We start from the raw sequence: 21,009 nt of genomic DNA, 5'->3' as shown, positions 1-21,009 counted from the left end.
AACACAAACGGGGCAAAATAAATATTTTGCCCCGTTTGTGTTTACCGTCAAGGATAAAGTTTATCAACTAAAACTACGTCTAAGCATTATTTTGTTTTTAGATATTGGGCAAGTTTGCCGACAGCAATCGCACGATGACTGATTGCATTTTTTTCTTGGGCACTCATCTCAGCAAAAGTTGTGTTATAGCCATCAGGGATAAAAATCGGGTCATAACCGAATCCATCCACTCCTCTACGCTCTTTAATGATTTGACCTTCGATACTTCCCTCAAAAAAATGCTGTTGTTCATTCAGGTACAACGAAATAACGGTTTTGAATCTGGCCGAACGATTTGGATTATCGCCTAATTTTTCCAGCACAAGATCAATATTCTTTTCCATATCCCTAGAGCCCGAATAACGTGCCGAATACACCCCCGGCTCTCCATTTAAGGCATCTATTTCCAGGCCTGAGTCATCACCAAAACAATAAAGCCCATATTTGTTGACCAAATAGTCCGTTTTTTGCTGTGCATTTTCTTCAAATGTCTCCCCGGTTTCCGGTATATCATCCTGACAGTCGATATCGTTTAAGCTTTTAATAACAAAAGCATCTCCCACTATTGCCCGAACCTCCTCCAGTTTATGGGCATTATTCGTTGCAAATACAAGTTCTAGCATTTTCTTCAAATTATATTGCCAAAAGTAGAAATTCTTATTTAAAAGACGGCAATCATTGTAACGGGACAAATCTTTTTTAAAAATTACGAAACGATAAATGTTTTAAACTCGTTCCAGAACAGTTTCTTTTTATTGACATCGGCAAACATCTCCTCAAAACTGAAGGTATTGAATACCGTCGCTATGCGACCTTTCATATAAGAATTGTGTTCGATCGGAGGAAGCTTTAAGGATGCGGGCTCCACACCTAATAGAATAATCTTTTTGGGTTCAAAAAACTGCATGATACGTTTAAAATCGTTTGGGTTATGTGCATTGGCCAAGTTAACCACCGCAACATTTTCCTTGGTCAATTTTAAGGCACCAATAGTTTTTTCAAATGCGTCGAGAGCCGCCGGAGAGAAATAAGGATATGCTACATAACGCAGAATAAAGAGTATCCCTTGATCTTTGCTGCCCTGATAAATAAATTCTCCGCCTAATACCTCCAGCGCATTGACAGTACCCTTTTGATCTTTTTCGTTCTCTAATGCACTTGATTCAATATTTTTGTCTGAAATAACTGGTGTAGAGAGATGATCAACCGAGGGAATTCCAACAGCCACATATTCCGTATCCTTTGCTTTGGCTAAAGCATCTGGTTCCGACCGGAAGTCATACCCATTGGAAAAAATAGTTTCATCCATTAAGGCTTGAAGGGCTACCGGATTATCTGTTGTTAAATTGCTCATCGTCTGAAAAAGAAATAGTGGAAAGTAAAGATAAACAAGAAAAAAGTAAAAGAAAAAAGGAGTGAGGAATAAAGAACTTGCCTGAGTCAAATTCTTTATTCCTCACTCCCCTTTCTCTATTAAAAAGATTAATGTCCCAAGATATAAGAGAAAATCAAAGGCGCTACGATTGTCGCGTCAGATTCCACAATAAATTTAGGTGTATCAATATCCAATTTACCCCAAGTGATTTTTTCATTTGGAACCGCCCCAGAGTAAGAACCATAAGAAGTCGTTGAATCAGAAATTTGACAGAAATAAGCCCAGAAAGGCACTTCTTCCCATTCTAAATCCTGATACATCATCGGAACTACACAGATCGGGAAATCACCGGAAATACCACCGGCAATCTGGAAGAAACCTACGCCTTTTCCAGCGGAATTGTTACGGTACCATTCTGTCAGATAAATCATGTACTCAATACCTGATTTAACGGTGCTCGCTTTCAATTTACCCTTGATTACATTTGACGCGAAGATATTACCTGTAGTCGAATCTTCCCATCCCGGACATACAATAGGCAAATTTTTCTCAGCAGCAGCAACAATCCATGAATCTTTTGGATCAATTTCATAGTATTGCTCCAATACACCAGAATTAACGACCTGATACAAAAACTCATGTGGCAGGTAACGCTCACCTTTCGCTTCAGCGGCATGCCACACATCTTCAAGATGTTTCTGCAAACGACGGAAAGCTTCTTCTTCTGGAATACAAGTATCTGTTACACGGTTATAGTGATTATCCAATAATTCTCTTTCCTGTTCCGCTGTCAAATCTCTATAATTCGGGATTCTTTTGTAATGTGAGTGAGCAACCAGGTTCATCACATCCTCTTCCAAATTAGCCCCAGTACATGAAATAAAATGTACTTTATCTTGACGGATCATTTCTGCCAAAGAAACACCCAATTCGGCAGTAGACATTGCACCCCCCAGGGAGATCAACATTTTTCCACCATCCAAAAGATGTTCCTCGTAACCTTTTGCAGCATCTACTAATGCTGCTGCGTTAAAGTGACGGTAATTATGCTCAATAAATTGAGAAATAGGTCCTTTTTGAGTACTCATGATATTTTCTAACTTTTATAAAATAATAAGTACCGCAAAGGTACTGAATATTATCTATTTTAGGCTTCCTCTCTCACCAAAACAGCTATTGACTGCTTATTTTTTAACAAATGTAAAAAAATAGACAATTTTACTTCTTCAACAGTTTGGAGAAAAAGAAATAGGCGGCCACCAAGAAAATCAGGATAACAAAAAGGACGGCAATCTCCTGACCACCTATCCCCCAGTTCATGCTATTCATACCTTATGTATATAAGTTAAATCAGCCATTTTTCACAGCCATCCAAAAATGCTTGTTCTATATCAGCGCCGATACCCGGCTGGTCCGATAGATGGATTTTGTAACCGTCATATTGGATCCCCCCGACGACCGGATCTTTCAGGTGTCCGACCATGCAGGTATCTAGATCAAAAAATTTGACATTGGGAGCCGCATAGGCGAAATGGACTTTAGCAGCTAATGCTAAACGAGATTCCAACATCCCACCGATCATACAGTTGATGCCATACTCCGCGGCGACCTGACTGATTTTCAAGGCCTCCTGGATACCACCGGATTTTGAAAATTTGATGTTGATATAATCACAAGCGTCCGCTTTGCAGAGCCGCTCGGCGTCATGATGGGAATAGACCGACTCATCCGCCATAATTGGGACGATCGTTTCGGTACGCAGCTGAGGTAATAACTCATCGTTCCATGTGCGCATGGGCTGTTCACAAAACTGAATTTTAAACGGTTCTAAGCCTTGTAAAGCTTCCACTGCCTCTTCGTAGGACCAACCTTGGTTGGCATCTATCCGGATAGGCATCTCAAATCCTACCGCTTTTCGAATTTCACGGATACGTGAGACATCTGTTTTCGGATCCTTACCCAATTTTACTTTCAATAGCACAGCGCCACCTTCCTGCAGACGCTTAGCTTTCATCGCCATCTCTTCTGGAGATGCTATACCCAGCGTTATATCCGTTGTTATCTCCCGTTTGGCTCCGCGCAAAAATTGATACAAAGGAATACCCGCATCTTTGGCCGCTAAGTCATGCAATGCGATATCAAAAGCTGATTTGATCGTTCGATTCCCTGCAATATACAAATCCAGCTCAGCCAGTCGTTCACTAATAGCCAATGGATCCTTTCCTTTCCAGATCTTGGCAAAATCACGCGCCAAAACCAAGCAGGTATCCTGTGTTTCTCCCACAATCATGGGGAATGCCGAGCATTCACCGACACCGTAGATTCCCGTATCGGTATGTACCCGTATAAAAGTATTCTGGGCATAATCCATGGTTCCGGTCGCGATGACGAATGGCTCCATCGGAATACTCAGCCGATATATCTCAATTTCAGTTATTTTCATCTTCTGTCTATAAATTAAGTCATTTTGATAAAGCACAAACGATATGCAATACTTTGCCTAATTTATACATATTATTGCAATCCCACGATGTTTTTTCCATATCCAGTAAAAATTTATCGCCAAATGATGCATTATTTAAGGGTCGAAAAAGCGTGTTAACACAATCAAACAGTAAATACAATATCCATAACAAAAACATTAAAAACAAACAATAAAATCAAAACAAACACATTTTTATTAGAATATTTATAATTTTATCCATTTTTATTCCTATATTAGCAATGTATAATATTTGAAAAGGAAAGATGATTCAACAAAGACCGAAAACGGAGGGCCTTTACGACCCTAATTTTGAGCATGACGCCTGTGGAGTAGGCTTTGTCGCCCATATCAAAGGGAATAAATCACACGCACAAGTAAAAGACGCCCTGACCATGCTGGAGAACATGGAGCATCGTGGGGCCTGTGGTTGTGATCCCGAAAGTGGAGACGGAGCTGGTATCATGATTCAGTTGCCACATGAATTCTTGTGGGAAGAATGTATCAGCTTAGGAATACAATTAGAGGAACCGGGATATTATGGAACAGGAATGGTATTTCTTCCGAAAGAAGAAGGCATGAACAAAATATGTCGGGACTTGATTGAGGAAGCGGCAGCCGAAAGGGGTATGAAATTCCTTGGCTACCGTCCAGTACCAGTCAATCGAGAAGGTATTGGACCAACAGCGCTCAGTGCCGAACCTGAAATCGTCCAATTTTTTGTTAGCAGACCGGACGGAGTTTCAAACACGGAAGAATTTGAACGCAAGCTTTTTGTTCTACGTCGCCTGATCATTCAAAAAGTTAAACAACAACAAGAATACCCGCTCCCACTTTACTTTGCATCACTTTCTTGCAAAACTATCATTTACAAAGGTCAATTAACAACATACCAAGTCGGCACCTATTACCTTGATTTACGCGATCCCCGTGTGGTATCTGCATTTGGATTGGTACACTCACGCTTCTCGACCAATACTTTTCCTTCTTGGTCGCTAGCGCAACCATTCCGTATGCTGGCACACAACGGTGAGATCAACACCTTGACCGGTAACCTCAATTGGTTTTATGCAGGCATGCGCTCCCTTTCGTCTCCATATTTCACCGAGGATGAAATGGAAATCTTGCTTCCTGTTGTTGATCGGGGTCAGTCGGATTCAGCCTGTCTAGACAATGTTGCCGAGCTGCTTTTACACAGTGGCCGTAGCCTGACACACGTTATGTTGATGTTGGTACCTGAGGCATGGGATGGTAATACCCAAATGGATCCATTGAAACGTGCATTCTACGAGTACCATGCAACTTTAATGGAACCTTGGGATGGACCTGCAGCACTATGTTTTACCGATGGTAAACATATCGGGGCAACACTAGACCGCAACGGTTTACGCCCATTACGTTATGCTGTAACTTCGGATGACCGTGTTGTGGTCGCCTCCGAAGCCGGCGCACTTCCGATCGAAGAATCGACCATTATTAAAAAAGGCCGCCAACAGGCAGGCAAGATATTTCTCGTCGACATGGAACAAGGTCGTATCTTGACGGACGAAGAAGTAAAAGATCAATTGATCAACCAACAACCTTATAGCGATTGGTTGGACAACTATAAAATCAAGTTAGAAGAACTGGAAGAACCGCGCGTCACCTATACTTATCTTTCCAAAGAATCCGTTTTCAAATATCAAAAGACATTTGGCTTCTCCAGAGAGGACCTCGAAACAATCCTGACACCAATGGCATTGACCGGATACGAACCAACAGGTTCGATGGGTTCGGATGTTCCTTTGGCTATTCTTTCTGATCAGCCACAACATATCTCAAGCTACTTTAAGCAATTTTTCGCACAGGTAACCAACCCACCGATCGACCCCATCCGGGAGCGTTTGGTCATGAGCTTGGCGACCTTTATCGGTAATGCAGGCAACATCCTGATCGAGGACAAAAAATTCTGTCACTGTGTGACCTTGCCTCATCCGATCCTTACATCCAAAGAACTTGAAAAATTGCGTTCTATAGATACCGGATTATTTCAGGCAAAAACCATTCAGTCCTATTTCCGTTCAGACGGAAAGCCGGGTTCGCTGGAAGCTGGTTTAGAGCGTCTGTGCAGATATGCTGATGATGCTGTACGGGATGGTTTTCAGGTATTGATACTTTCAGATCGTGCCATAGATTCCAAACACGCGGCTATCCCTTCTTTGCTTGCCGTATCAGCGGTCCACCACCACCTGATCAAAACCGGTAACCGTGGTGCTGTTGGTCTAGTCGTCGAAGCCGGCGATGCCTGGGAAGTACACCACTTTGCCTGTCTATTGGCTTTTGGTGCTACGGCAATCAACCCATATATGGCACTAGCAAGTATTCGTACCATGAAGGAACAGAATACCTTAGATACCGAACTTACCTGGCCGGAACTATCCAAAAACTACGTAAAAGCCGTTAACAATGGCTTATTGAAAATTTTCTCCAAAATGGGGATTTCAACATTACAATCCTATCACGGGGCACAGATCTTTGAAGTACTTGGTATCGACAAATCTGTTGTTGATAAATTCTTCTGTGGCGCAGTATCCCGTATCGGTGGTATGACACTGGATGATCTGGCTAAAGAGGCTTTATCTAAACACTGGCGCGGATTTGAAAAAAGCCGTACACCACAGAGCCTATTGCCGGAAGGTGGTATCTATCAATGGAAACGTCGTGGCGAAGGTCACTTGTGGAATCCAGACACCATTCACTTATTGCAGCAGGCATGCCGGACCGGAGACTACGCCACGTATAAAAAATATGCGACCAAGATCAACGAACAGAAAGAACATATGTTTACCCTTCGTGGACTATTGGATTTTGCTAAACATCGCAATTCCATTCCATTGGAGCAAGTTGAGCCGGCAAGTGAAATACTAAAACGCTTTGCTACCGGAGCGATGTCCTTTGGATCTATCTCCCACGAAGCGCATAGTACCCTTGCCATTGCCATGAACCGCATCGGCGCAAAATCTAACACCGGTGAAGGCGGGGAAGATGAATTGCGTTATCAACCTCTTCCAAATGGAGATTCCATGCGTTCGGCAATTAAGCAGGTCGCTTCTGCACGCTTTGGTGTCACCTCCAATTACCTGACACAAGCGGATGAGTTACAGATCAAAATGGCACAGGGTGCTAAACCGGGTGAAGGCGGTCAATTACCAGGCCCTAAAGTAGATGCCTGGATTGCAAAAACCAGACACTCTACCCCTGGTGTGGGGCTGATTTCACCGCCACCACATCATGACATTTATTCCATCGAAGATTTGGCACAGTTGATCTTTGACTTAAAGAACGCGAACCGTCAAGCAAGAATCAACGTAAAATTGGTATCTAAAGCTGGTGTAGGAACAATAGCCGCTGGTGTTGCCAAAGCACATGCCGACGTCATCCTGATCGCAGGTTTCGACGGCGGAACAGGAGCTTCACCAATCAGTTCGATCAAACATGCCGGATTACCCTGGGAACTGGGCCTTGCCGAAGCACATCAGACCCTTGTGAAAAACAAGTTACGTAGCCGTGTGGTCTTACAGGCCGATGGTCAGGTAAAAACAGGTCGCGATATCGTTATCGCAACACTCTTAGGCGCCGAAGAATGGGGTGTATCCACAGCTGCATTGGTCGCTGGAGGCTGTATCATGATGCGCAAGTGTCACTTAAATACTTGTCCGGTAGGAGTTGCCACACAAGATCCCGAATTGCGTAAACTTTTCTCCGGAAAACCCGAAGATATCGTCAACCTATTCACCTTCCTTGCCGAGGAAGTTCGCGAGACCATGGCATACCTCGGATTCCGCACCATCAACGAAATGGTAGGTCGTGCGCAGTTCCTCAAAAAACGGGAGAACATCGACCATTGGAAAGCAAAGAAAATCGACTTTACAGACATCCTGCATGTGGAACGCAATGAACCGGGACAGTCGTTGTACAATACGGAAGAGCAGGATCACGGCATGGCCATGATTTTGGACTGGGGATTATTGAAACAATCCAAACTAGCGCTAGAAAGCAGAACACCGGTTTTTGGAACTTTCAAAGTAAAAAATACCGACCGTACCATCGGAACAATGTTATCCAATGAGATCTCCAAATTATACGGGTCTGAAGGATTACCGGATAACACGGTCAATTTCAAATTTGAAGGATCGGCGGGTCAGAGCTTTGGTGCATTTTCAACAAAAGGACTATCTTTTGAGCTGCAGGGCGAAGCCAATGACTATGTCGGCAAGGGCTTATCAGGGGCACAGTTGGCCATTTATCCAGTAACGGAAAGTGCCCTTGTACCTGAAGATAATATCATTATCGGCAACGTAGCACTATTCGGAGCTACCTCAGGACACCTCTTCGTCAATGGACAAGCAGGTGAACGTTTTGCTGTTCGTAACTCGGGAGCTACCGCTGTCGTCGAGGGAGTAGGTGATCATGGTTGTGAATATATGACCGGTGGTCGCGCGCTGATCCTCGGCGCGACAGGACGCAATTTTGCAGCCGGAATGAGCGGTGGTATTGCGTGGATTTATGACATCAATGATGATTTCCGCGAAAACTGCAATCAGGAGATGGTGGACCTGGATCCCTTGGAAAGTGAAGATGAAACAGCAATTATTGCCCTATTGAAACGTCATGTATTACTTACCAATAGCCGTAGAGCAGATTTCATCTTACAGAACTGGACCCGGGAAAAAAATAAATTTATTAAAGTATTCCCTAGGGAATATAAAAATGTCATTCGTCAAAAATTAGTTGAAGCATAAAATAGGAAGCACAGATCATGGGAAAAATTACAGGTTTTAAAGAATTTGAGCGCGTGCTTCCAACAAAAGAAGCTGTTGAAGGCCGTGTGCAGCACTTCAAAGAATTTAATAAAGGATATTCTGAGAATGAGCTGAATAAACAGGCCGCGCGTTGCATGGATTGCGGTATTCCGTTTTGTCATTCAGGCTGTCCGCTGGGCAATGTCATTCCTGAATTCAATGATGCCGTATACGACGGTAAATGGGAAGAGGCTTATCAGATCCTGACCTCGACCAACAACTTTCCTGAATTTACAGGTAGAATATGTCCTGCTCCTTGCGAATCGGCCTGCGTATTGGGCATCCATAGCACACCGATCACAATTGAAGAAATTGAAAAGCATATCATTGAGATTGCATTCAAAAAAGGCTATGTAAAGGCCCATAAGAGCTATTTAAAAACAGGAAAACGTGTTGCCGTGGTCGGTTCCGGCCCGGCCGGACTTGCTGCAGCAGCACAATTGAATAAAGCGGGCCATGACGTCACTGTTTTCGAACGTGACGATCAGGTAGGAGGCTTACTCCGCTATGGTATTCCGGATTTTAAACTGGAGAAGTCTGTTATCGACCGCCGGATTAATTTAATGAAAGAGTCTGGGATTGAATTTAGCGTAAATACAGAGGTAGGAAAAGACATTAGCTTTTACGAATTGAAAGCTTATGATGCCGTAGTATTGGCTACTGGATCGACCATCCCCTGGCACATGCAGTTGCCCGGACATGAAGCCAAAGGAATCCATTTCGCCATGGACTTCTTGAAACAGCAGAACAAAGAAGTCAGTGGCATCAGTATTGACGAGGAACGCATTCTAGCGACAGATAAACATGTGGTCGTGATTGGTGACGGTGATACAGGCTCGGACTGTATAGGTACCTCCAACCGCCACCGGGCCAAAAGTATTACACAGATCGCCCGTAAACCAACACCTTCAAAAGAACGTTTAAGAAACAATCCCTGGCCGATGGACAAAGTGACCTTCGCAACCTCCTCTTCACAAGAAGAAGGTTGTGAGCGTCTTTGGGCAACGGAGACGCAAGAGTTTGTTCACGACGAAAATGGCCATGTCAAAGCGGTAAAAATTAAAGAAGTTCAATACGAAGTCGACGAATTTGGACGCCGTACGAGATTGGGTGAATCCGAAGTTCGGGAAATTCCAGCTGATCTGGTTTTATTGGCTATTGGCTACAAACATACCGAGCAAAGACTATTGGAGCAACTCGGTGTGCGCGTGGACGAAAAAGGAAATATTCTGGCTAATGATAAAGATTACCAAACTTCAGTGGAAAATATCTTTACAGCGGGTGACTGCCGCAAAGGGCAATCCTTGGTGGTCTGGGCGATTTCTGAAGGCCGGGAGTGCGCACGAAAAGTAGACGAATACCTCATGGGCTATTCCGAACTTGAAAGCAAGGATTTCTTGGCTACCCAGCAAGCTTAATTGTAGTCTACTATAGACAGACATAAATAAAAAATGGATCAGGATTCTTTCTATCACAATAAAAGCACCTTAAGGTGCTTTTATTGTGATAGAAAGAATCCTTCAGCAATTTACTAGTTTCAAAATGGAAATATCAAAAAATACCTGACTTTTTAAAACAGGCATTTTTTGATATCAACCAAAGTCGTTATTTCAAAGGAGTCTTTAATTTAATAAAATAGATGCTATTCTGATCTACCGTCTTTATAGCCGGTAATATCTTCGACTCGTAAAAACCTTCTCCTGTAACCCCAAAATCATCATCATTACATACCGCAATTAAAGATGAATTGATAACCGCCAAACCCTCTGCTTTGTCGTGCGGATATAACTCTTTGATATCGGTCATTAAATCAGCAACCAAGGTTTTGGTTACAGGCTTAATATTATATTCCGCCAGGGTCTTTGCATCTTTCAGTTCTTCGACCGTCTTTGTACCATTCCCAGGAAACAAACCATTAACACCATTATTAGGATCAGAAATATCTGTTGCACCCGCAAGGTCTATATGATAGATTTTTTTGAACACATCACCACGTGTTGCTTCTGTTGCATATGCACCGTCACGTTCCAATACAATAAAGGTAGAGTTAGACACCGCAGCAATTTCACTGACAGCCTGCAAATCGGTCTTTTCCATCATATACACATACTGCTTGGTATTTCCTGTTGCGATATCCATGGTTACGATACGGATAACCAAAGAATTCTTCACCGCATCTTTTGAAGGATTATAGAGTGGAAATTGCATAATACCTACCAATGTCTTTCCATCAGGCGTAATGGTCAATCCCTCCATCCCTCGATTTGCCCGGCGCTTAGCAAATACCAATGGTAATTTCTTTCCTGTTGTCCAAGGATTGATCCGCTCAATCTCCTTTCCAGAAGCATCAAAGTGAACGATATGTGGTCCATATTCATCACTTACCCACCAAGAACCGTCAGCGGCTCTTGCCAAGCCCTCCGAATCGATACCATCTTCGCTTTTTCCCAAATCCTTTCCATTCGTATCCAAAGCTTTCTCTCCCGAACCACCTTTTCCCTCAGGGTTCGGCAAGCCGTTCAATTTTACGCCGTTCTTATTCTTTAATTCAATAGCTGATTCAAAAACCAGCACATTATCCTTTAATCGAAATTTACCGATCTGAGGGGTAAACATCGGGTTAGCAAAAACTTTACTATCTTTTTCCGTACCATCAATATTTGGCCCGCGATCTGTTAAGAGGTAAAACACTGTCTTATCATTCGGATCCTGAACCATGGAAGAGCCATACCCACCATTATATACCTTTACCTCACCAATCGTACCCAATACTTTTGGATCCATGGCTACAGCCTTATCCGGATAAGTTAAATTGACAATCGGATCAATGATCTTTGATACATCATCCTTACTGCAGGAGGCACACAAAAGAGCAATCCCCAATACACTGTATAATCTTTTCATAATTTATTCTATTATCCTGCAAACATAAACCTCGCATATTAGGGCATCATTAACAAACGTTTAAATAACTTACATCCACCGACCAAACCAAATGACAAATAAAAATAGATTGACTTTATGGAATTTCGTTTTTCATTGCATCACTCAGAAAATAATTGATAAACAAATCATTTCAAAGATGAAAAAGACAATATTAGCCCTCCTCACCTTATTGGTATTTTCCAATGTGGATACAAAGTCTCAAATAAAACCCACCCGTGAGGTCCCCAGCTTAAAAATAAAAAATGAGCAACATCTAGATGCAGCAAAACTCGTCGACCTAAAAGTAGCTGTTAGTATTTTTGGAAATATTGCAAAAACATCCATAACCATGACTTTCGAAAACACGACAAATCGGGATCTTGAAGGAGAACTTACTTTCCCGATGCCTGAAGGCGTTTCCGTTAGCGGTTATGCGCTGGATATCAATGGAAAACTACGTCAGGCGGTACCTGTGGACAAAAATAAAGGAACCGAAGTTTTTGAAAGTATAGAAACACGACGAGTAGACCCCGGATTGCTTGAAAAAGTAGAAGGAAACAATTTCCGAAGCCGAATCTATCCCCTACCTTCAAAAGGACAGCGTACGGTCCAGATTAGTTATTCCGAAAACCTAACACCGGAATCCGATCAGGCATTATACTATTATCTGCCTTTGAACTATAATTCCATTATTGAAAACGTCGAGCTGAACATCAACGTTTACCAAGGCAATAAAAAACCAAGCTTTACTGAGCAACCCGATGGTTCCTTGGCATTTGCTGAACAAAATCATAACTACGCCGCTACACTACACAAGCAACAGTTTAAATCCTCAAAAAATCTGGCGATTAAGCTCCCTTTAAACGAAAACGCCGTCTCCGGATTAAAACAATTCAACCAAGATGGTAGTTTTTACTTTCTCGCCAATGCAAAAATGGAAATTCCAAAGCAGACGCAAAAAAAATGGGGCAACAGCCTCGCCATTATTTGGGATCGTTCACTAAGTTCAAAAAATAGAGATCTGGACAAAGAATTCAGTCTCCTGGATCAGTTTTTCAATGAAAATCAGAATATATCAGTGGATCTAGGGTATCTAGATATTCGTTTCAGTAAAGCCCGCACTTTTCAGATCAACAACGGAAACTGGACAGAATTGAAGGATTACCTAAAACAGACTGTTTATGACGGCGGTACTGATTATAGCCAAGTGAAGAGCGGAGTTCTGCATGGCGCAAATTACCTCTTTTTCAGTGACGGACTTTCTACATTTGGCCAAGGTAAAATTGTGCTGGATAAGCCCACTTATTGCATTACTTCCTCAACAGCCTCAGATTATGCGAACCTCAAACAAATTGCTCAGACGCATTTTGGAAAAATGGTCAACTTGACAGCAACAACAGCCAATCAAGCCTATAACGCGTTAAACACAATTGACCTCCTCTTCTTGGGTGTAAAAGAACAATATGCTTTTACCGAAATCTATCCCGAAAAGGGCTCCCCTATTCAATCCTATTTTTCTGTTTCGGGACTTGGTAAAAACAGTGATGCAAAAGAAATCACACTTTTAGTCGGTGATGGAACACAGATAATTAAAGAGATCAAAGTTCCATTAAAGTCCGACAATGGCGAGATCGATCTGCAACAGATCTGGGCACAAAAGAAAATAAATACACTGGACATCCAATACGACGACCATCGGGATGAAATCGAAGCAATCGGAAAACAATTTGGCATTGTGACACGGAACACCAGTTTAATTGTTTTGGAAAATTTGGAAGATTATATACGTTATGCAATCACGCCACCAGCTGAGTTGCTTCCCGAATTCAATCGACTCATAAAAGAAGAGCGCATCGAAAAGGAAGAACGCGTAGCGGATTTATTGACACAGGCCCAGAATATCACCGAACAACTTCAATCTTGGTGGAATACCGACTTTCAGCAAAAAACGAAATATCCACAACGGGATCGGTCAGGTCGGTCTACTGGTACAGCTATTGCCCAAGACGCTCCCACTGTAAATATCGCTGTTCCCCCCACACCATCCCGTCCCGTCGCAAGCCCAGTGGCTACACCGCCGGTTGTGGAAGCCAGATCATCAGTAGGGACTAGTGAAGACAAGAGCATGTCTGCAGTCGCCAATTCAGGAGCTGCTACCGAAGCGGCCAGCAAAGTAATGCTGGAGGGAATCTCATCCAACGACGCACTTCAAGAAACCGCTACTGTAGATGCTGTTCAGGCACTAGAAGGACGCGTTGCTGGAGTACAACCCACCAGTCCCCTCGGCAGCACAACCGGCAAAATAAGTATTCCCGAAATTAAGGAAGACAATGCTTACCTAAAGGAACTCAATCAATCCAAAGATCCTTACAGAAGCTATCTTCAGCTACGGGATCAGTATATGGGAACACCTACCTTCTATTTCGATGTTGCCAACTTCTTTTTCAAAAAGGGAGATAGGCAAAAGGCCTTACTTATCCTAAGTGCGTTGGCAGACCTGCAAATTGAAAATGCAGATCTTTACAAGACCATTTCCTACAAGCTCCGTGAATGGGGTGATGTCGACAACGCCTTGTACATAGCCGGTAAAGTACTGAAATGGCGACCAATGGATCCACAGAGCCATCGTGATTATGCCCTAGTATTACAGGATAAAGGTCGTTATAAAGAAGCCTTGGATGAACTTTATGGTATCTTGACACAAAGCTATTCACCCGAGGCCGCAAATAGAGATGATGGTATCGAAGAAATTCTTGTGATGGAGATCAATAACCTCATTAAACTTCAGAAAAACGCAACTGCAAAAGTTGCTGTGGAGAAAAAGCTGATTGCCGACCTACCCGTTGACATGCGCGTAGTCATCAACTGGAATTCCCAAAACACCGATATCGATCTTTGGGTAACTGATCCAAACGGAGAAAAATGCTTCTACAGCAACCCCGCAACAGCAATCGGCGGCCGCCTCAGTAACGACTTTACCGGAGGCTACGGTCCAGAACAATTTTTATTAAAGAAAGCATTAAAAGGAAAATATAAAATAGAAGTTGATTTCTACAACGACAGTTCTCTGACCTTGGCCGGTCCAGCTGCTGTTCTGGCAGAAATATACACCTATTATAGCACCGGAAGACAGGAACGGAAACTCACGACGATTTACCTTGATAGAGATCAGGAGAGAAATGTTCTGGTAGGTGAATTTACCTTTTAATTTGCCCGCCAATTGAATTCTTGATATGCTGAACGATCAAAGCGAACTACTGTCAGGAATAGGAGTGTGTACAACAAAAGATTACCGACTGTCCGCCTTTTTGGACAGCCCGGTAATTTTTAATGTAGTTTTCGGATAATAAGATCTTTCTGTCTTTTCTCCAATTTTGTTTTCACATAAGGATAGGTAAACACTGCTCCGAGAACAATACTAGCTCCGAGATAAAATCCAGCGCTCATGGTTTCTTTCTGTCCAAAGATCAACATGGCCAAAAGTATTCCATAGACAGGCTCCAAATTCGTCGTCAATGCAACCGTAAAAGCCGATAGCTCTTTCATGACCGCTACCCCCATCACATAGGCTACTGCCGTACAGACTACCCCTAACAATAGCAGATAGATCAGATCCTGTTGACCTAATTGCATCTCAGTATTAAAATCCCCGGTAAACAGCATCAATATACTGATCCAAAAACAGGCACCCAGCATTTCATAAAACGTAATCAGTGTCGGACTGGATTTCTTGACCATCCTAGCATTGGCAATGGAAAATATACTGGCACAAAAAGCACAGCCAAGCCCCGCCAGTAAGCCGACCAAATAATGCGTTTCAAAGGAAAATATGGTATAAATCCCCACGATGATCACCAGACCAACTACAATGTCCAATAGCGCGATCCGCTTTTTATTGATAATCGGTTCCAATATTGCCGTAAACAATGTCACCGAAGATAAGGTTACCAACGTGACCGAGACCGTAGATACTTTGATGGAATAAAAAAATAAAACCCAATGTAGACCAACCACGGCCCCTACCATAAAAAACTGGAGAAACTGTTTTCTGGAAACTACTACCGTTTGTTTGGTCAACAGGAAATAGGCCAGCAAAGAAATAGAAGCTATCGCCACGCGGTACCAAACCAGATGAATCGCAGAAACAGAAATGAGACTCCCTAGAATCCCCGTAAATCCCCAAATCAGGATTGTTAAATGCAGAATTAAGATATTCCGATTTAGATGAATTTTGGACATATTCAATAGAATATAAATTATTTGTAATGGCAATGAAAAATCACCATGCGCAGCACTTATTTTCCCTTTTCTTGTGCGCTGCTTAAGCTGATGATCGTAATCGGAGTTATTTTGGCGCCTTTATCGCCAGATAAATTGCGACCAATAAAAAAGTCACATTTGGAATCAATACCGCAATTATCGGCGGCAATCCGCCTTTCAGTGAAAACATGGTGGCAAATTGGATAAAAACAATATACGTAAAACTCAAGCCGATTCCGACACCAAGACTTAAACCGATACCACCTCTGACTTTCTTGGAGGAAAGCGCTACCCCCATGAGCGTCAGAACAAAAGCCGAAAATGGGTAAACATAGCGTTTATATTTTTCCAGCAATAGGTCATTCATTACCCCCGTTCCCCTCGTTTCTTCTTTATGGATACGGATATTGAGTTCTCGCGTATCCATGGCAGTAAACATATTATCCCTTAACTCAAAATCAGAGGGTTTCATATCCAATGTCGTATCTTTGACTGTTCCTTTGTCCATTCGCTCGCGTAAGCCATTGATAATACGGTTGGTGTATCCCTCTATTTTCCATTTCGTCGCCACTGAATCCCAGGTAATACGGTCTGCCATCATCTTCTCCTTCAATGTATCTCCTTTGAAAATCTCCAGGACGAAACCATAGCCAGTCTTGGTAGCATTATCAAAATTGTCAATATACACGTAACTGTTTTTATCCAGCTGCATATGTGTTGATACCCGGGAGTTGTCCTTCAATGGTTTCACATAGATATTCTCAAAATCCACCTTCATTTTATTGGTATGCGGAATAATGAATATATTGAATACGAAAGATACAGCAAAGATTATTGTTGCAGCTATCATATAAGGCCGCAACAAACGGTTGAAACTATAACCCGCACTTAATATCGGGACAATCTCGGTCTGGTCCGCCATTTTCGAAGTGAAAAAGATCACCGCGATGAAGTTAATTAACGGACAGAGAAAATTAAGATAAAATGGAATAAACCCGGCATAATACTCAAAGATAATCTTATCCAATGGTGCTTTGTATTTCAGAAAATCATCCAATCTTTCGGACACATCAAAGACGACCATCACCACAGTGAATATGGCCATCGTGAAAACAAATGTTGTCAGATACTTTTTGATGATGTAACGATCGATTAACGAAAGCATATTGTTAGATTTGAGTATTAAGATATGAGATTTGAGACTCTACTTCTGCAAGCCCAGGGCTCACATACTTTATCTATGTTTTATTTTTTTATGTGACTCCATTACAAACGTTGATCCAAAATTTTCACCATTTTATTTTTCCAGTCATAGAATGTACCGTCTATGATTTTCTCCCGGGCCTGATTGACTAACCAAAGATAAAAATGTAAATTGTGTAATGAAGCAATTTGTGCACCTAAAATTTCCTGTGATTTTATCAGGTGCCGTAAATACGCTTTTGAATAGAACTGATCTGCATGTAAATCGCTTTCTGCTTCAATAGGTGAAAAATCGTCCTTCCATTTTTCATTCTTAATGTTGATGATCCCGTTTTGAGTAAAAAGCATCCCATTTCTTGCATTACGCGTTGGCATGACACAGTCAAACATATCGACTCCCAAAGCGATATTTTCCAGGATATTTACAGGGGTACCTACTCCCATCAAATAACGCGGTTTTTCTTTAGGCAAAATATCACAGACCACTTCGGTCATCGCGTACATTTCCTCTGCTGGTTCACCCACGGACAATCCTCCGATTGCATTTCCGTCCCGGTTAAAGGAGGCTATTGTCTCTGCGGATTTTATTCTTAGGTCCTTATAAACTGAGCCTTGTACAATAGGAAATAAAGTCTGATCATATCCATATAGCGGATCCGTGCTATCAAAACGATCGACACATCGCTTCAACCAACGGTGAGTCATATCCAATGAACGACGTGCATAACCATAATCACAAGGGTAAGGTGTACACTCATCGAAGGCCATGATGATATCCGCACCGATAATACGCTGCGTATCCATAACATTTTCTGGCGTAAAAAGATGTTTTGAACCATCAATATGCGAACGGAAAGTTACCCCTTCTTCTTTAATCTTACGCACTTCCGTCAGGGAGTAAACCTGATAACCGCCAGAATCGGTCAAAATCGGACGATCCCAGCCGTTAAACTTATGCAATCCACCAGCTTTATTCAAGACGTTCAATCCCGGACGCAAATAAAGATGATAGGTATTCCCCAAAATAATCTGTGCTTCAATATCATTTTTCAACTCATGCTGATGAATGGCCTTCACCGTACCGGCGGTGCCAACAGGCATAAAGATGGGAGTTTGAATGGGACCGTGTGCAGTTTCGACAACACCCGCACGTGCTTTTGATAGTGTATCTTGTGCTTGTAGCGTAAATTTCATTAATATTTTCCTCTGAGACTAATTTCATTTTAGTAGACAGACCTCTGCATGTGTTTTTCCCATTAATTATGGGCAAGACTGTTTTCAACAACGGAAATATGGTTCCGCTTGCCAGTGTGTTTACGCCCGTCCTTTCCTAAAATACGTTGCAAAAATACTACAAAAAGATTTGCAAACAGGATGTTTCACGAATAAATTATCATTTTCCTTTATAAAAAGATTATGAATGCGCTTATCTTTGTGGGCTATGCTTGACCTACATGTATTTTTGGCCAATCTTCCATATATTATATTTGGAATATTAGGTCTTTTCCTATTGGCACAATTATATTACATCTTATTTGTTTACAGCAAATTAAGCAGGTACCAAATTGAAGCTTATCAAGATGGAACGGATCTCCCGGCAATATCTGTCATTATCTGTGCGCACAATGAGCAGGATAATCTCCGTGAATACTTGCCCAGTATCCTTGAACAAGATTATCCCAATTTTGAGGTTATTGTTGTCAACGACTTTTCGACCGATGAAACACCATGGATACTCCAGGAATTTGATGAGCAATATGCCCATTTAAAAATTGTCGATATCAAAGAGCATATCCGATTGAAGCATGGCAAAAAATTCGCGGTAAGTATGGGGATCAAGGCTTCAAAACATCAGACTTTGGTATTTACTGATGCAGATTGTGCTCCTCAATCTGATCAGTGGCTGAAAGAGGTTGCATCGGCTTTTAGGCCAGAGACCGAAATCGTATTGGGCTATTCGCCTTATTTAAAAAAAAGAAGCTTACTCAATTTGCTGATTCGGTTTGAAACGAGCCATACCGCGATGAGCTATTTGTCCTATGCACTCAAAGGAGACGCCTATATGGGCGTTGGCCGAAACATGGCCTACAAAAAAGAACTCTTCTTCCGCAACAAAGGATTCGCCGCCCACATGCATGTCAAATCCGGGGACGACGATCTTTTTGTCAACCAAAATGCCACCGCAACCAATGTCAATATCGTCCTCGCACCAACCGCAATTGTTTACTCGGCACCCAAAACAACCTGGAAAAGCTATTATAAACAAAAAGCAAGACATTCAGGAGCCTCTACCATTTATAAAAAACGTCACCAGCGCATGCTGGGTATACAACTGGTCTCTGCAGTATTGTTTTACGTAACCTTGATTGCTGTTGCTATTGCTTTTCCGATGTTCTGGTACGTTCCGCTTACAGCTTACCTGCTCAGACTATTCACCCAATGGGCCATTTTTTCATCTATTTACAGGAAACTCGAAGTGAAAGAACTGATTTGGTGGCTTCCTTTGGTAGACTTCATCTACTATTTCTATATTTGTATCAATGGTTTGTTCAGCCGAAAAAAGAAAAAAATAAGCTGGAAATAATTCACCCCTTTAAAAAATCACATGTTGAATCCTACAGTCGATATCATATACTCCTATTTTCCGAAATTAACGGATATACAAAAAGAACAGTTTGCCAAACTTGCGGACCTCTACACTTTTTGGAATAGTCAGATCAATGTAATTTCACGTAAGGATATTGATAGCCTATATCTTCATCACGTATTACATTCATTGGGTATCGCCAAATTTGTTCAGGAGTTGACTCCGGGAACACAGATTTTGGATGTCGGTACCGGTGGCGGGTTTCCGGGCATCCCCATGGCGATCCTTTTCCCCGACGTCAAGTTCCACTTAGTCGATTCGATCGGAAAAAAAATCAAGGTAGTCCGTGAAGTCGCCGCAGGACTAGGCCTTAAAAATGTTGAAGCCGACCATATTCGCGCAGAACAATTGGATGACAAATATGATTTTGTCATCTCTCGGGCAGTAACTAGACTTGGAGAATTCACCCCCTGGATCCGAAACAAATTCGCAAAGAAAGATAAAAACGGTATTCCCAACGGAATTCTTTATCTAAAAGGTGGTGACCTGAGCGAAGAAATCAAAGAATCCAAACTAAAAGCCGAATTGTACCCGCTCTCGGGCTACTTTAAGGAAGATTTTTTTGAAACAAAATATTTGGTATACGTACCGATGTAATCAAAGTTTAGCATTATCCATAGGCAGTTGAAGCCGCCTGTGGATAATGGTTACAGAATCCAGGTATTCACGAATGATCTGACTCGTATCCAGTCTAAGCGTATCTTTTCCCTTATTCTTCACAGTATCCTCCAAAATAACCTCTTTAAGTAGCGCAAAGACCTGCCGATCAGAGGCCAGATACATGCAAAGAGCGATTAAAAATAGCAAAATAATTTTAACGATCTTTAACTTATAAGACTTATTGGTTAAGTTCTTTTTTGATCTCTTCCCCGATCAGATTAATCTCTTCATCCATTCCAAACATCGGCAATTCGGTTTCTGGATTTAGTTTTAGCCAAGTGGTATCGGTATCCTTTATAATTTTCACATATTCCATTCCTTCTTTAAAGATCACATAGGTATCTTCTTCTTCCGGAAAAACAGAATAAATTATATCGCCCAATTCTATATCAAAAGGTTCTTTCATTTCCATACTAAAAATATTGTTAATTCAACAAAGCTACCAAATCAAACCATTCTTCGCAAAAACAGCCTCAAATTGTTCCCCTAAAAGGAACGGTTCTGAAATCAACCAGCAATACGATCTCAGGGTTACGGCTTATCAGAAGAAACAACACAACTAAGATTTGCGGAAAAC

General features: G+C 42.0%; 15 protein-coding genes. 5 read left to right on the top strand and 10 right to left on the bottom strand.

Features of this window, described 5'->3' with window-relative positions; genetic code table 11:
• Positions 1 to 86: 86 nt before the first annotated feature.
• The 4 genes from ABTV71_RS04140 to ABTV71_RS04125 form a co-directional block, all read right to left on the bottom strand.
• Positions 87 to 662, bottom strand: a complete 576-nt coding sequence (locus ABTV71_RS04140) for a non-canonical purine NTP diphosphatase (protein WP_121125484.1) — start codon at positions 660 to 662, stop codon at positions 87 to 89.
• Positions 663 to 745: 83 nt separating this feature from the next.
• The gene (locus ABTV71_RS04135; RefSeq protein WP_433902331.1) at positions 746 to 1,393 is read right to left on the bottom strand and encodes a hypothetical protein; all 648 of its coding nucleotides are present in this window, start codon (positions 1,391 to 1,393) and stop codon (positions 746 to 748) included.
• Positions 1,394 to 1,521: 128 nt separating this feature from the next.
• Positions 1,522 to 2,502 carry a deoxyhypusine synthase family protein gene (locus tag ABTV71_RS04130; RefSeq protein WP_046674101.1) on the bottom strand — a complete coding sequence of 327 codons (981 nt, stop codon included), beginning with the start codon at positions 2,500 to 2,502 and terminating at the stop codon, positions 1,522 to 1,524.
• Positions 2,503 to 2,759: 257 nt separating this feature from the next.
• Positions 2,760 to 3,857: a mandelate racemase/muconate lactonizing enzyme family protein gene (locus ABTV71_RS04125; RefSeq protein WP_433902330.1), complete on the bottom strand. Its 1,098-nt coding sequence runs from the start codon at positions 3,855 to 3,857 to the stop codon at positions 2,760 to 2,762.
• 305 nt (positions 3,858 to 4,162) lie between these two features.
• On the opposite strand from ABTV71_RS04125, the gene gltB reads away from it, so the two are divergent.
• Both gltB and ABTV71_RS04115 read left to right on the top strand, forming a co-directional pair.
• Positions 4,163 to 8,677: a glutamate synthase large subunit gene (gltB, locus tag ABTV71_RS04120; RefSeq protein WP_121125488.1), complete on the top strand. Its 4,515-nt coding sequence runs from the start codon at positions 4,163 to 4,165 to the stop codon at positions 8,675 to 8,677.
• Between the two features lie 17 nt (positions 8,678 to 8,694).
• Positions 8,695 to 10,155 (top strand): glutamate synthase subunit beta, encoded by a 1,461-nt coding sequence (locus ABTV71_RS04115; RefSeq protein WP_121125489.1) that lies wholly within the window; start codon positions 8,695 to 8,697, stop codon positions 10,153 to 10,155.
• 187 nt (positions 10,156 to 10,342) lie between these two features.
• On the opposite strand, the gene ABTV71_RS04110 is transcribed toward ABTV71_RS04115, so the two are convergent.
• Positions 10,343 to 11,641, bottom strand: coding sequence for an esterase-like activity of phytase family protein (locus ABTV71_RS04110; protein ID WP_433902329.1), 1,299 nt, complete (start codon positions 11,639 to 11,641; stop codon positions 10,343 to 10,345).
• Positions 11,642 to 11,819: 178 nt separating this feature from the next.
• Here ABTV71_RS04110 and ABTV71_RS04105 point away from each other — a divergent pair, with 178 nt between their 5' ends.
• Complete coding sequence (locus ABTV71_RS04105) at positions 11,820 to 14,870, top strand: VIT domain-containing protein (protein WP_433902328.1); 3,051 nt, start codon at positions 11,820 to 11,822, stop codon at positions 14,868 to 14,870.
• A 119-nt stretch (positions 14,871 to 14,989) separates the two neighbouring features.
• On the opposite strand, the gene ABTV71_RS04100 is transcribed toward ABTV71_RS04105, so the two are convergent.
• From ABTV71_RS04100 to tgt, 3 genes are all read right to left on the bottom strand, one after another.
• Positions 14,990 to 15,901, bottom strand: coding sequence for a DMT family transporter (locus ABTV71_RS04100; RefSeq protein ID WP_433902327.1), 912 nt, complete (start codon positions 15,899 to 15,901; stop codon positions 14,990 to 14,992).
• 106 nt (positions 15,902 to 16,007) lie between these two features.
• Complete coding sequence (locus ABTV71_RS04095; RefSeq protein WP_121125493.1) at positions 16,008 to 17,087, bottom strand: LptF/LptG family permease; 1,080 nt, start codon at positions 17,085 to 17,087, stop codon at positions 16,008 to 16,010.
• A 101-nt stretch (positions 17,088 to 17,188) separates the two neighbouring features.
• The gene (tgt, locus tag ABTV71_RS04090; RefSeq protein ID WP_108635974.1) at positions 17,189 to 18,319 is read right to left on the bottom strand and encodes a tRNA guanosine(34) transglycosylase Tgt; all 1,131 of its coding nucleotides are present in this window, start codon (positions 18,317 to 18,319) and stop codon (positions 17,189 to 17,191) included.
• A 226-nt stretch (positions 18,320 to 18,545) separates the two neighbouring features.
• Between tgt and ABTV71_RS04085 the strand changes: the two genes are divergently transcribed.
• Both ABTV71_RS04085 and rsmG read left to right on the top strand, forming a co-directional pair.
• Positions 18,546 to 19,709 carry a glycosyltransferase gene (locus ABTV71_RS04085; RefSeq protein WP_433902326.1) on the top strand — a complete coding sequence of 388 codons (1,164 nt, stop codon included), beginning with the start codon at positions 18,546 to 18,548 and terminating at the stop codon, positions 19,707 to 19,709.
• 21 nt (positions 19,710 to 19,730) lie between these two features.
• Positions 19,731 to 20,369 carry a 16S rRNA (guanine(527)-N(7))-methyltransferase RsmG gene (gene rsmG / locus ABTV71_RS04080; RefSeq protein WP_183078737.1) on the top strand — a complete coding sequence of 213 codons (639 nt, stop codon included), beginning with the start codon at positions 19,731 to 19,733 and terminating at the stop codon, positions 20,367 to 20,369.
• Here rsmG and ABTV71_RS04075 read toward each other — a convergent pair whose 3' ends face one another.
• Together ABTV71_RS04075 and ABTV71_RS04070 are read right to left on the bottom strand one after the other, a co-directional pair.
• Positions 20,370 to 20,555: a hypothetical protein gene (locus tag ABTV71_RS04075; protein WP_433902325.1), complete on the bottom strand. Its 186-nt coding sequence runs from the start codon at positions 20,553 to 20,555 to the stop codon at positions 20,370 to 20,372.
• A 55-nt stretch (positions 20,556 to 20,610) separates the two neighbouring features.
• Entirely contained in the window at positions 20,611 to 20,844 is a 234-nt protein-coding gene (locus ABTV71_RS04070) for a hypothetical protein (protein WP_121125496.1), read from the bottom strand.
• Between the last annotated feature and the right edge of the window lie 165 nt (positions 20,845 to 21,009).

Source organism: Sphingobacterium puteale, from assembly GCF_050986225.1.
Classification (GTDB): Bacteria; Bacteroidota; Bacteroidia; order Sphingobacteriales; family Sphingobacteriaceae; genus Sphingobacterium; species Sphingobacterium puteale.
Note: the sequence above shows the minus strand (reverse complement) of the source record. Positions and strands in the feature narration are given on the sequence as shown.

Coding starts and splice junctions, on each gene's coding strand:
- ABTV71_RS04135 (WP_433902331.1), bottom strand. CDS start 1,393: ATGAGCAATTTAACAACAGATAATCCGGTAGCCCTTCAAGCCTTAATG.
- rsmG (WP_183078737.1), top strand. CDS start 19,731: ATGTTGAATCCTACAGTCGATATCATATACTCCTATTTTCCGAAATTA.
- gltB (WP_121125488.1), top strand. CDS start 4,163: ATGATTCAACAAAGACCGAAAACGGAGGGCCTTTACGACCCTAATTTT.
- ABTV71_RS04075 (WP_433902325.1), bottom strand. CDS start 20,555: ATGTATCTGGCCTCTGATCGGCAGGTCTTTGCGCTACTTAAAGAGGTT.
- ABTV71_RS04130 (WP_046674101.1), bottom strand. CDS start 2,502: ATGAGTACTCAAAAAGGACCTATTTCTCAATTTATTGAGCATAATTAC.
- tgt (WP_108635974.1), bottom strand. CDS start 18,319: ATGAAATTTACGCTACAAGCACAAGATACACTATCAAAAGCACGTGCG.
- ABTV71_RS04070 (WP_121125496.1), bottom strand. CDS start 20,844: ATGGAAATGAAAGAACCTTTTGATATAGAATTGGGCGATATAATTTAT.
- ABTV71_RS04100 (WP_433902327.1), bottom strand. CDS start 15,901: ATGTCCAAAATTCATCTAAATCGGAATATCTTAATTCTGCATTTAACA.
- ABTV71_RS04115 (WP_121125489.1), top strand. CDS start 8,695: ATGGGAAAAATTACAGGTTTTAAAGAATTTGAGCGCGTGCTTCCAACA.
- ABTV71_RS04105 (WP_433902328.1), top strand. CDS start 11,820: ATGAAAAAGACAATATTAGCCCTCCTCACCTTATTGGTATTTTCCAAT.
- ABTV71_RS04085 (WP_433902326.1), top strand. CDS start 18,546: ATGCGCTTATCTTTGTGGGCTATGCTTGACCTACATGTATTTTTGGCC.
- ABTV71_RS04110 (WP_433902329.1), bottom strand. CDS start 11,641: ATGAAAAGATTATACAGTGTATTGGGGATTGCTCTTTTGTGTGCCTCC.
- ABTV71_RS04140 (WP_121125484.1), bottom strand. CDS start 662: ATGCTAGAACTTGTATTTGCAACGAATAATGCCCATAAACTGGAGGAG.
- ABTV71_RS04095 (WP_121125493.1), bottom strand. CDS start 17,087: ATGCTTTCGTTAATCGATCGTTACATCATCAAAAAGTATCTGACAACA.
- ABTV71_RS04125 (WP_433902330.1), bottom strand. CDS start 3,857: ATGAAAATAACTGAAATTGAGATATATCGGCTGAGTATTCCGATGGAG.